At 63.5% G+C, this 11,277-nt stretch carries 8 protein-coding genes; 4 read left to right on the top strand and 4 right to left on the bottom strand.

Features of this window, described 5'->3' with window-relative positions; all coding sequences use genetic code 11:
* Positions 1-43: 43 nt before the first annotated feature.
* Positions 44-1,417, bottom strand: coding sequence for a glutamyl-tRNA reductase (gene hemA, locus ACMFWR_RS17820; protein WP_413192911.1), 1,374 nt, complete (start codon positions 1,415-1,417; stop codon positions 44-46).
* 444 nt (positions 1,418-1,861) lie between these two features.
* Between hemA and ACMFWR_RS17815 the strand changes: the two genes are divergently transcribed.
* The 3 genes from ACMFWR_RS17815 (at position 1,862) to ACMFWR_RS17805 (ending at position 4,949) form a co-directional block, all read left to right on the top strand.
* Complete coding sequence (locus ACMFWR_RS17815) at positions 1,862-2,224, top strand: hypothetical protein (RefSeq protein ID WP_413192910.1); 363 nt, start codon at positions 1,862-1,864, stop codon at positions 2,222-2,224.
* A 171-nt stretch (positions 2,225-2,395) separates the two neighbouring features.
* Complete coding sequence (locus ACMFWR_RS17810) at positions 2,396-4,207, top strand: aminopeptidase P family protein (protein ID WP_413192909.1); 1,812 nt, start codon at positions 2,396-2,398, stop codon at positions 4,205-4,207.
* A 118-nt stretch (positions 4,208-4,325) separates the two neighbouring features.
* A complete protein-coding gene (locus ACMFWR_RS17805) occupies positions 4,326-4,949 on the top strand; it encodes an HAD family hydrolase (protein WP_413192908.1) in 624 nt (207 codons plus the stop codon).
* A 159-nt stretch (positions 4,950-5,108) separates the two neighbouring features.
* Here ACMFWR_RS17805 and ACMFWR_RS17800 read toward each other — a convergent pair whose 3' ends face one another.
* The 3 genes from ACMFWR_RS17800 to ychF all read right to left on the bottom strand — a co-directional run bounded on the left by ACMFWR_RS17800 (position 5,109) and on the right by ychF (position 9,589).
* A complete protein-coding gene (locus ACMFWR_RS17800; RefSeq protein WP_413192907.1) occupies positions 5,109-6,245 on the bottom strand; it encodes a DUF748 domain-containing protein in 1,137 nt (378 codons plus the stop codon).
* Positions 6,246-6,656: 411 nt separating this feature from the next.
* The gene (ettA, locus tag ACMFWR_RS17795; protein WP_413192906.1) at positions 6,657-8,324 is read right to left on the bottom strand and encodes an energy-dependent translational throttle protein EttA; all 1,668 of its coding nucleotides are present in this window, start codon (positions 8,322-8,324) and stop codon (positions 6,657-6,659) included.
* A gap of 170 nt (positions 8,325-8,494) precedes the next feature.
* Positions 8,495-9,589: a redox-regulated ATPase YchF gene (ychF, locus tag ACMFWR_RS17790; protein ID WP_413192905.1), complete on the bottom strand. Its 1,095-nt coding sequence runs from the start codon at positions 9,587-9,589 to the stop codon at positions 8,495-8,497.
* Between the two features lie 281 nt (positions 9,590-9,870).
* Between ychF and ACMFWR_RS17785 the strand changes: the two genes are divergently transcribed.
* Entirely contained in the window at positions 9,871-11,043 is a 1,173-nt protein-coding gene (locus tag ACMFWR_RS17785) for a UbiH/UbiF family hydroxylase (RefSeq protein ID WP_413192904.1), read from the top strand.
* Positions 11,044-11,277: the final 234 nt, after the last annotated feature.

Raw genomic sequence — 11,277 nt, 5'->3', positions numbered from 1 at the left:
CGGCGAAAACACGCGCGAACGGCGGCAACGCGGGAGGGCGTCGCTAATGGTGACCGTTGTAACGGCCGGCGGGGCGGAACATCTCGGGCAGTATTTCGACGAGCTGTTCGCGACGCTCGCCGGCAGCACGGTTCAACGCATGGGTCGGGCCGTGCATGAATTTGTTGGTCAGCGCGACCGACAGCGCTTCGAGCACAGCCGACGGATCGTCGCCGCGCGCGAGCATTTTCTGCGCACGATCGAGTTCGGCCAGACGCATCGCATCGGCATGGCCGTGCAACTGGCGAATGACCGGCACCACGCTGCGCGCATCGAGCCACTGCATGAAATTCGCGACACGCGTTTCGATGATCGCTTCGGCCTGTGCCACGGCGGCCTGACGCATGGCGTTACCTTCCCGGACAATCGCACCGAGGTCGTCGACCGTATAAAGGAACACGTCTTCGAGGTCGCTGACCTCGGGCTCGATGTCGCGCGGCACGGCGAGATCGACCATGAACATCGGGCGGTGCCGGCGTGCCTTGATTGCGCGCTCGACCGCGCCGAGGCCAATGATCGGCAGCGTGCTGGCCGTGCACGACACGACGATATCGAATTCATGCAGCCGCGAGGGCAGTTCCGCGAGCGGAATGGCCCGGCCGTTGAAGCGCTCGGCAAGCCGCGTACCGCGCTCGGCCGTGCGGTTGGCGACCACCAGTTCGCGGGGATTCTGTGCAGCGAAGTGCGTCGCGCACAGTTCGATCATTTCGCCCGCGCCGATAAACAACACGCGCTGCTTCGAAATATTGTCGAAGATCCGTTGCGCGAGCCGTACGGCGGCAGCGGCCATCGAGACCGAGTGCGCGCCGATCTCCGTTTGCCCGCGGACTTCCTTCGCGACCGCAAACGTGCGCTGGAACAATTGGTTCAGGTAGGTGCCGAGCGCGCCAGCCTCGGTCGCCGTACGCACCGCGTCCTTGAGCTGGCCGAGGATCTGCGTTTCGCCGAGCACCATCGAATCGAGCCCCGACGCGACCCGGAATGCATGACGCACGGCATCGGACTGCGGGAGCGCGTAGACGTGCGGCGCGAGGTCTTCGACCGGAACGTTGTGATATTGGGACAGCCACTGGATCGCATGCTCGCGCGCACCCCGATCATCCGTCGCGCAATAGAGCTCGGTCCGGTTGCAGGTCGACAGAATCGCGGCTTCGGCGGCATTGCCCGAGAACGCCGGCAGGGCGGGCAGACCCGCCGCTGCAAGCTCGGACGCGGCGGCGACCACGGCAGTCGGCACCGATGACGGCCCCTGCGGCGCAGGCCAGACGCTACGCAGCATCTGGAGTGCGGGCTTGATCCGGTCGAGCGGGAACGCAACGCGCTCGCGCAAGGCAAGCGGCGCCGTGTGGTGGTTGATCCCGATGGCGAGAAGCTGCATTCGTTCGACTAGACCCTAAATCCTGGCCGCCATTATAGCTTTCGAGGGATTTCCGCGCAGTTCCATGATTGACCGTGCAATTTGCGATAATTTCGACCGATGTGGCGGGTCTCGTAGGGGCGAATCCCGCGTCGAGCCTGTGCTCACGCGCGGTTCGACGCCATTCCAATCCCGATGATTGCCCGGTTTGCGTCCGGAAGTTGCCGACAGCCGCAGGGCGTGGGGCTCATTGATTGTATTGATCGCCCCCATCAAGGACTCAAATCGTATCGAATCGAGCCGGATGACTAGTGACGCGCCGCCTTGTTGCGTACTATGCGGCCCGCGGCGGGGCCGCGCAAAGACACAGTTCGCGGTATTCGCGGACCATCACAGCAGGCGCTGCGCCCGGCGCGTCGTATGCTGATACCGAACTCACACTGATTCCGACAGGACGTTTCACCGATGGGCTGGTTGGGTACTGCAATTCTTGCCGCATTGATCGGTATGGCCGGCTGGCGATTCCATCCGTCGGCGCCGGCGCGCTTGGGCTCGGCTTCCCGCTCTGCGGGGCTGGACGGCAGTCAGACACCCGCGGGGATGTCGCCAGGTCGGCCAGGGGCGCGATTCGGAACCCTGGTTGCAGCCGCCGTAGCGGCGTGCGCCGCGCTCGTTGTCAAGCTCGCCGGCAACGCGAGTGGCGCGTTCAGCGATGGCCAGTCGCTCGAATGGCTGGCCACGGTATTGGCCGCCATACTGGCGGTCGCCATCCTCGGGCGTGTCAGCGCGCGCCGGCGCGATCCCGGAGCGATTCGTCGTGGCCCGTAAGACACCCGCCCGTGGCTCGTACGTCGGCGTCGAAACGATGAAGCCTGAACTTGTGTTCCCTTTACTCGTGCGCGGCAACCCTGCCGTCGCGCGCACCGGCCGGCGATCCGCCTGGCCGGCATGCCGGGTCTTGCGGCCAACCCGCACCCCTTTTTATCTGGAGACTGACCGATGAATGCAAGAACGCCTGCTGCGACTCCCGTACAGCATCGACTCGAGGCGCTGCGCGGCGCGATGCGCGACGCCGGCGTCGATGCGGTGATCGTGCCGTCGTCCGACCCGCATATCTCCGAGTATCTGCCGGGGCGCTGGCAAGGCCGTGAATGGCTGTCCGGTTTTACAGGGTCGGTCGGTACGCTGATCGTCACGCACGACTTTGCGGGCCTGTGGGTCGACGGTCGCTACTGGGTCCAGGCCGAGGCCCAGCTCGCCGGCACCGGCATCCAGATGATGAAGATCATGGTCGGACAAGCCAACGGGCATATCGACTGGCTGGCCGCCAACCTGCCTGATCGCGCGCGCGTCGGCGTCGACGGCACCGTTCTCGGTCTTGCGAGCGCGCGCGCGCTGATTGATGCGCTGAGCCCGCGCGGTATCGAGCTGGTTGCCGATATCGACCTGCTCGCGCCGATCTGGCCGGATCGCCCCGCATTGCCGGCGGCTGCCGTCTACGAGCACGACCCGGCGTTTGCGCCGATTTCGCGTGCCGACAAGCTCGCGCACGTCCGCCGCGCCATGCGCGACGCCGGAGCCCAATGGCACCTCGTGTCGACGCTCGACGACCTCGCGTGGATCTTCAACCTGCGCGGCGCCGACGTGAACTACAACCCGGTGTTTGTCGCGCACGCGCTGATTGGCCTGGATTCGGCGACGCTGTTCATCGACTCGCGCAAGGTCGGCGCCGGCGTCGAGCAGTCGTTGAAGCGCGACGGCGTCGCGCTCGCGTCCTACGACACGCTCGCGGCTGCGCTCTGCGCACTCCCGCCCGACGGTACGCTGCTGATCGATCCGCGACGTGTCACGTATGGCGTGCTCGCGGCGGCCCCGGGGTCGATGAAGCAGATCACGGCAGTCAATCCGTCGACGTTTGCGAAATCGCGCAAGACCGAAGCCGAAGCGCAGCACGTGCGTGCCGCGATGGAGCAGGACGGCGCCGCGCTGTGCGAGTTTTTTGCGTGGTTCGACCGTGTCGTCAATCGTGAACGCATCACCGAACTCACCATCGACGACGAGATCACGGCCGCACGCGCACGTCGTCCGGGCTACACCTGCCCGAGCTTCGCGACGATCGCCGCGTTCAATGCCAACGGTGCAATGCCGCACTATCGCGCGCTCGAGTCGTCGCACGCCGTCATCGAGGGCGATGGCCTGCTGCTGATCGATTCAGGCGGCCAGTATGTTGGCGGCACGACCGATATCACGCGTGTGGTTCCGGTCGGCACACCGTCCGATGCCCAGAAACGGGACTTTACGACCGTGCTTCGCGGAACCATTGCCTTGTCGCGCACCACGTTCCCGCGCGGCATCAAGTCGCCGCTGCTCGATGCGATCGCTCGCGCGCCGATCTGGCAGAGCGGCGCCGACTACACGCACGGCACGGGGCATGGCGTGGGCTACTTCCTGAACGTCCATGAAGGCCCGCAGGTCATCTCGTACTACGCGGCGCCCGAGGCGCACACCGCCATGGAAGCCGGCATGATCACGTCGATCGAGCCGGGCATCTACCGTCCGGGCGAATGGGGTATCCGTATCGAGAACCTCGTGCTTAACGTCGACGCGGGCAAGACGGCGTTCGGCGAGTTCCTGCGATTCGAAACGCTGACGCTGTGCCCGATCGACACGCGTTGCATCGAACGCACGCTGATGACTGCCGAGGACATCGCCTGGCTCAACGCCTATCACGAGACTGTGCGTACACGTCTGTTGCCGCATGTTGAAGGCGACGCGAAGGCGTGGCTGCTCGAACGCACGCAGGCAATTTGAAGCGAAATGCATCTGACTGAAGTTGGCGAAATGAAGTTGGCTAAATGAGGTTGGCTAAATGAGGTTGGCTAAAGCCGAATAAGGCTGAAGCCCAATCTGAATCTGACAGGGGCGTGGAATGGCGATCAAGGTAGTCGTGTTCGATCTTGGCGGTGTGGTGTTCGACTGGAGTCCCGAGTACGTCTACAAGGAGCTGATCCCCGACGACGAAGAGCGCAAGTGGTTTCTGACCCATGTGTGCAAGATGGACTGGGTCATCCTGCAGGATGGCGGACAGACGATCGAGGAGGGGACTGAAGCGCTCGTTGCTGAATTCCCCGATCACGAGCCGCTGATCCGTTCGTTCTATGCGCGTTGGACCGAGATGCTGCGCGGCACGCTCGATGAAGGCGTTGCCTTGTTCGAGCGGCTCGAAGCTGCGGGCATGCCATTGTTCAGCCTGACGAACTGGTCGGCCCAGACCTTTCCGTATGCTTGGGAAAAGTATCCGTTCCTGCAACGCTTCCGCGATATCGTCGTGTCGGGGCGCGTCAAGCTCGTCAAGCCTGACCCGGCGATCTTTCATGAGATGTTCAGCCGGATCCGCGCGCATTTCCCGGCGGTCGAGCCTGGCGAGATCGTGTTTATCGACGACAACAAGAAGAACGCCGAAGCGGCGACGGCACTCGGGTGGCATGGCATTCACCACACGAGCGCTGTGAACACCGCGCGCGAACTCGAGACGCTGGGCATCGCTTTTTAATGCGGTTGCCTTTGCGCCTTACGGACTGGCGGACCCCTCGGTCAGGCAGCAAGGCGCAGCTTCGCTAACGGCGATGTGTGGGCAGAGTGGCATCTGGGATGTGCCGCATGAGCGACTTGCGGCATATCACGTGCATGCTGTGCACCCGTACGCGCGCAATCAATGTCCGATCAGTCCCTTCAGCGCGTTGCCGATGTTCTTGGCCGCGTCGCCGGCTCCCTTCCCGACCCCTTCCACGGTCACGCCGGCCGCTTTGGCCAGGCCTGTGCCGATGCGCTTGTACCAGTCTTCGTCGATCGAGAACTTCGGATCGCGCAGATTGCCGGCCAGCTCGAAGTTGATCTCGATCCGGCCCTGGTCGTTCTTGAGCGCTTCGATCGCGGCCTTCTTGGGGATCGACGCCAGTGCGCCGATGGGGCCATCGCTTTTCGGCTGGATGTGGAAATTCGTCAGCGTGAGCTTGCCCGGCGCATGTAACGCATAAGACGTGACGTTCCAGTTCATCGTCATGTCGACCGTGCCCGACTCGATCGTCGCCTTTTCGCCGCGCAGCAGATAGGGCTGCATCGTTTTGGCGTCGATGCCGGCGAGCGAGATCGCGATCTGCGAGTCGCGCGTGTCGAACTCGACCCAGCCGTTCACCGTCAGCTTGCCGCCGCCCATCCTGGCGGAGATATCGAGCGTCGAGCGTTTCGACAAGGCCGGGAAGTCGAGGCTGCCGAGCGTCGCATTGAATGCGTCGAGGTGCACAGCAAACGGCGGCGAGGCAATCTTCTCGTCGTAGAAGTCCAGCTGTCCGTTGTGAAATGCGATCTGGTCGACCTGCACCTCGAGCGGCTGACTCGGTTCGCCATTCGGCAGCGTCGCTTCAGGGTGGTTGGCTTCATGCGCCTGCGCCATCTGCGCGACGTTCTCCTTGAGCCCGGGCAGCACGACGAGTTTGCCATCCGTCGTACGCACGGCGGACTGGTAGAAGCCGCGAACGTCCACGGACTTCAGATGCAGGCGATGCGAGAACCACGCGCGCCAATCCGGCACGATATCGATACTGTCCGCTCGGAGCGAGTCCGTCGTAGGCCAGCCGGGCGGCGCGCCAAGACGGACCTTTTCCAGGTGAACTGTGTAGAGGCCGACCTCGATCTGCTCGGCGCTGCCATTGGGCCCGAGCACTTCGGTGATCCGGTGTTTGATTTCGCTGCCCGCCCACTGAATCGCGACGACGCCACCGACCGCGATCAGTGCGACGATGCTGAGCAGGGCCCAAAGGATTTTGGATCCGCGACGCTCCGCCACCATCTGCACGACTCCTTTTCGAAGGGATATCGCGTGCGACATGGTGTTGCGCGCGATGATTCAACGTTTCAAACATTAGTGCAAGTTACGGGCCTGAGGCAGACATCGTCGCACGCGGGCCGCCCGGCATGCAGGGCAGGCACGCTGGTGGGTCGAGATGCGGTGCGGCGATGCAAGTTTGCAGGGCGACCATTCTCCAACCGCTAACCGCTAACCGCTAACCGCTAACCGCTAACCGCTAACCGCTAACCGCTAACCGCTAACCGCTAACCGCTAACCGCTAACCGCTAACCGCTAACCGCTAACCGCCGACCGCCGACCGCCGACCGCCGACCGCCGACCGCCGACCGCCGTGCGGCTCGCCAAATAAAAACGGCCAACCAGAGGTCGACCGTTTTCGGGTAGTGCGCTTGCTTAGCGGGCAATCGGCTTGTAACGAATCCGCTTGGGCTTCGCGGCCTCCTCGCCGAGGCGCTTGCGCTTGTCTTCCTCGTATTCCTGGTAGTTGCCGTTGAAGAACTCGACGCGCGAGTCGCCTTCGAACGCCAGGATATGGGTCGCGATCCGGTCGAGGAACCAGCGATCGTGCGAGATCACCATGACGCAGCCGGCGAACTCGAGCAGCGCGTCTTCGAGCGCGCGCAGCGTTTCCACGTCGAGGTCGTTCGACGGTTCGTCGAGCAGCAACAGATTGCCGCCGGCGATCAGCGTCTTCGCGAGGTGCAGACGCCCGCGCTCACCGCCTGACAGATTGCCGACGACCTTCTGCTGGTCGCCGCCCTTGAAGTTGAAGCGACCGATATACGCACGCGAAGGCGTTTCGTATTTACCGACCGTGAGCACATCTGCGCCCCCCGAGATTTCCTCGAACACGGTCTTGTCGCCGGACAGCGCGTCGCGGCTCTGATCGACATACGCAAGCTTTACTGTCGGTCCGAGCGTGATCGTGCCGCTATCAGGTTGTTCGCGCCCCGTGAGCATGCGGAACAGCGTCGACTTGCCGGCGCCGTTCGGGCCGATGATGCCGACGATCGCGCCCGGCGGCAGCGTGAACGACAGATCGTCGATCAGCAGGCGGTCACCGAAGCTCTTCGACACGTTCTCGAACTTGACGACTTCGTTGCCGAGCCGTTCGCCGATCGGGATAAAGATTTCCTGCGTTTCGTTGCGCTTCTGGTAGTCGGCGCTGCTGAGTTCCTCGAAACGGGCCAGACGTGCCTTCGATTTGGCCTGGCGGCCCTTCGGGTTCTGGCGCACCCATTCGAGTTCTTTCTTGAGCGCCTTCTGACGTGCGGATTCGCTCGCTTCTTCCTGCTTGAGGCGTGTTTCCTTCTGGTCGAGCCAGCTGCTGTAGTTGCCCTTCCAGGGAATGCCATGGCCGCGGTCGAGTTCGAGAATCCACTCGGCCGCGTTGTCGAGGAAGTAGCGATCGTGGGTCACGGCGACGACCGTGCCCGGGAAGCGCGTGAGGAACTGTTCGAGCCACTCGACCGATTCCGCGTCCAGGTGGTTGGTCGGTTCGTCGAGCAGCAGCATGTCGGGCTTCGACAGCAGCAGGCGGCACAGCGCGACACGGCGCTTTTCACCGCCCGACAGATGCTCGATCTTCGCGTCCCAGGCTGGGAGGCGAAGTGCGTCGGCTGCGATTTCGAGCTGTTGCTCTGCGCTGCCGCCTTCGCTGGTGGCGAGGATCGCTTCGTACTTGGCCTGGTCGGCCGCCAGCTTGTCGAAATCGGCGTCCGGTTCGGCATAGGCCGCGTAGATTTCTTCGAGCTTCTTCTGCGCCTCGAACACCTCGCCGAGACCCGACTCGACGGCTTCGCGCACGGTGTGCTGCGGGTCGAGTTGCGGTTCCTGGGGCAGATAGCCGATCTGGATATTCGGCATCGGTGTGGCTTCGCCTTCGATTTCCTTATCGAGGCCCGCCATGATCTTGAGGACAGTCGACTTACCCGAGCCGTTCAGGCCGAGCACGCCGATCTTCGCGCCGGGGAAGAACGACAGCGAGATGTCCTTGAGGATCTGGCGCTTGGGCGGCACGATCTTGCCGACCCGGTTCATCGTGAAAACGTATTGAGCCATGGAGTGGGGGTTCTGAGGAAAGCGGGGAACCGGCGAAGTGTAGCGCGAGTGAGGGTGGGCTGCGACCTTCGGTCGCGCAACGGGCACCAAGCGGGGAAGCAGAAAAAGAAAAACCCCGCGTCGCGGGGTTTTTGGCCAGTGTTTGAGTGGCGCTTGCCGATCGATCGGATTTAGACGTTGAACAGGAAGTTCATCACGTCGCCATCCTTGACGATGTATTCCTTGCCTTCGGCGCGCATCTTGCCGGCTTCCTTCGCGCCGGTTTCACCCTTGTGCGAGATGTAGTCGTCGAATGCGATCGTCTGCGCGCGGATGAAGCCGCGTTCGAAATCGGTGTGGATCGCGCCGGCGGCTTGCGGTGCAGTGTCGCCGACGTGGATCGTCCACGCGCGCACTTCCTTCACGCCTGCCGTGAAGTACGTCTGCAGGCCGAGCAAACGGAAGCCTGCACGAATCACGCGATCAAGACCCGGCTCTTCCATGCCCATATCGGCGAGGAACACGGCCTTGTCTTCGTCGTCGAGATCGGCGATTTCCGCTTCGATCGCGGCGCACACCGCGACGACCGGCGACTTCTCGGCTGCAGCAAACTTCTGCACGGCTTCGAGGTGCGGATTGTTTTCGAAACCGTCTTCCTTGACGTTCGCGACATACATCGTCGGCTTGGCCGTGATCAGGCAGAACGGCTTGATCAGTGCGAGCTCGTCTTCATTGAGATCGAGTGCGCGAACCGGCTTGGCCTGGTCGAGCTGCTTCTGGACCTTGTCGAGCACGGCCACGAGCTTCGCGGCTTCCTTGTCGTTGCCCGACTTGGCGGCCTTCGAATAGCGCGTGAATGCCTTTTCGACCGTCGCGAGATCGGCGAGCGCGAGTTCGGTGTTGATGACTTCGATGTCCGACAGCGGATCGACCTTGCCTGCGACGTGAATGACGTTGTCGTCTTCGAAGCAGCGCACGACGTGCGTGATCGCGTCGGTTTCGCGGATGTTCGCGAGGAACTGGTTGCCGAGCCCTTCACCCTTGGATGCGCCCGCCACGAGGCCTGCGATATCGACGAATTCGACGACCGCCGGCACGATCTTCTCGGGCTTGACGATGTCCGCGAGCTTCGCGAGACGTGGATCCGGCACTTCGACGACGCCGACATTCGGCTCGATCGTGCAGAACGGGTAGTTTTCGGCGGCGATGCCGGCCTTGGTCAGTGCATTGAACAGGGTGGACTTGCCTACGTTAGGCAAGCCGACGATCCCACATTTGAGGCTCATGAAATCCTTCGAATCCGGAAAAATCGGTCGCGGTACGGTTTGCGGTACCGAAAGAACCCATATTGTACCGTCCGGCGGCGCGACAAGCCCCGGCGATGCGGGATGGCCGCCGTCACGGCCCCTAAGCGCCTGACTTGACGCAGGCATGGGCGATACGCAGACGCCTTGGACCACAACGCTTTGCCGCTTTCTCGCCTGACCGCCTCGACGCTTGCGTTGCATCAACGCGCTGCAGGCCGGCGCGGCGTCCGCAAGCACCCCCCGCAGCTATAATGCGCACCATGCGTGGAACTCCTCAGACCTATCAGGCCATCGTCGTTGGCGGCGGCCTTGTCGGCAAGGCTGCGGCCCTTGCCCTGACCCAGATCGGCATGCGTGTCGCGCTGCTCGCGCAACCCGCGAATGCCCTGCCGCCCGGCGCGATATTCGACTCGCGCGTCTACGCGTTTTCGTCGAGTTCACAGTCATTCCTGGAGAAGCTGCGTGTCTGGCAGGCGCTTGACGCCTCACGCGTCGGACCGGTGTACGACATGCGGGTCTATGGCGACGCCAACGCGGAACTCCACTTCTCGGCCTTTCAGGCTGCGGTGCCTCAGCTCGCCTGGATCGTCGAATCAACGCTCGTCGAACAGGCGCTCGATGCGGCGCTGCGCTTTCAGCCGCAGCTGAACTGGCTCGATGCGCGTGCTCAGTCGGTCGAGATCAGCGACGCGCACGCGAGCGTCTCGCTCGATAACGGCGACACACTCGACGGCGCGCTGATCATCGGTGCGGACGGCGCGCACTCGTGGGTGCGCGCGCAAATGGACGTCACGCCCAAGCGCCGCGACTATCACCAGACCGGCGTGGTCGCGAATTTCCGCATTTCGGGTTCGCACGGTGAAACCGCGACGCAATGGTTCACCGGCGGCGAGATCGTTGCGATGCTGCCACTCGCCGGGCCTTTCGTGTCGCTCGTCTGGTCCGCCCATACCGAACACGCGCAGGCCTTGCTCGCGATGTCGCCGGAGCAACTGACGGCCGAACTCGAGCGTGTCGTCGGCGATCGCTTCGGCACCCTCGAGTGTGTGACGCCTGCGCAAGGCTTTCCGCTGGCGCTCCAGACGGTCGATCGTTTGATTGCGCCCCGGATCGCGCTCGTCGGCGACGCCGCGCACGTGATTCATCCGCTCGCGGGTCAGGGCATGAACCTGGGTCTCAGAGACGTCGCATCGCTTGTTCAGACCCTCGGCGCCAAGGAAACCTTTCGCGATCTGGGCGATCCGATTCTGCTGCGTCGCTATGAGCGCTCGCGCCGCGAGGACATCCAGCGCATGATGGCGGCGACCGACGGTCTGCAGCGCCTGTTTGCCTTGCCGGGACCGATCGCCAAAGGCTTGCGTAACGCGGGCCTCGCTCTGGTCGGCGCACAACCGCAGGTCAAGCGCTGGCTCGTGTCCCACGCGCTGGGCTGAGCGCGCGCCAAGCCGATGTAGCGACGACGGAGACATCGACGACGGATACATCGACGACGCGTGCTCGATGACGGGTACCTGGACGACGGATACACAGCGACATTTCGCGATACACATGACCTGGAGCATGTTGCGCGCAGGTGGCGCACAATGCGGCTAGCCGCTTCGGCGGCAGCGATCGAACCGGATCGTTGCCACGACTGTGGCCCTTTTTCCCGGTGAGCCGGGAGCTTT

Source organism: Pararobbsia alpina, from assembly GCF_965118125.1.
GTDB lineage: Bacteria > Pseudomonadota > Gammaproteobacteria > Burkholderiales > Burkholderiaceae > Pararobbsia > Pararobbsia alpina_A.
Note: the sequence above shows the minus strand (reverse complement) of the source record. Positions and strands in the feature narration are given on the sequence as shown.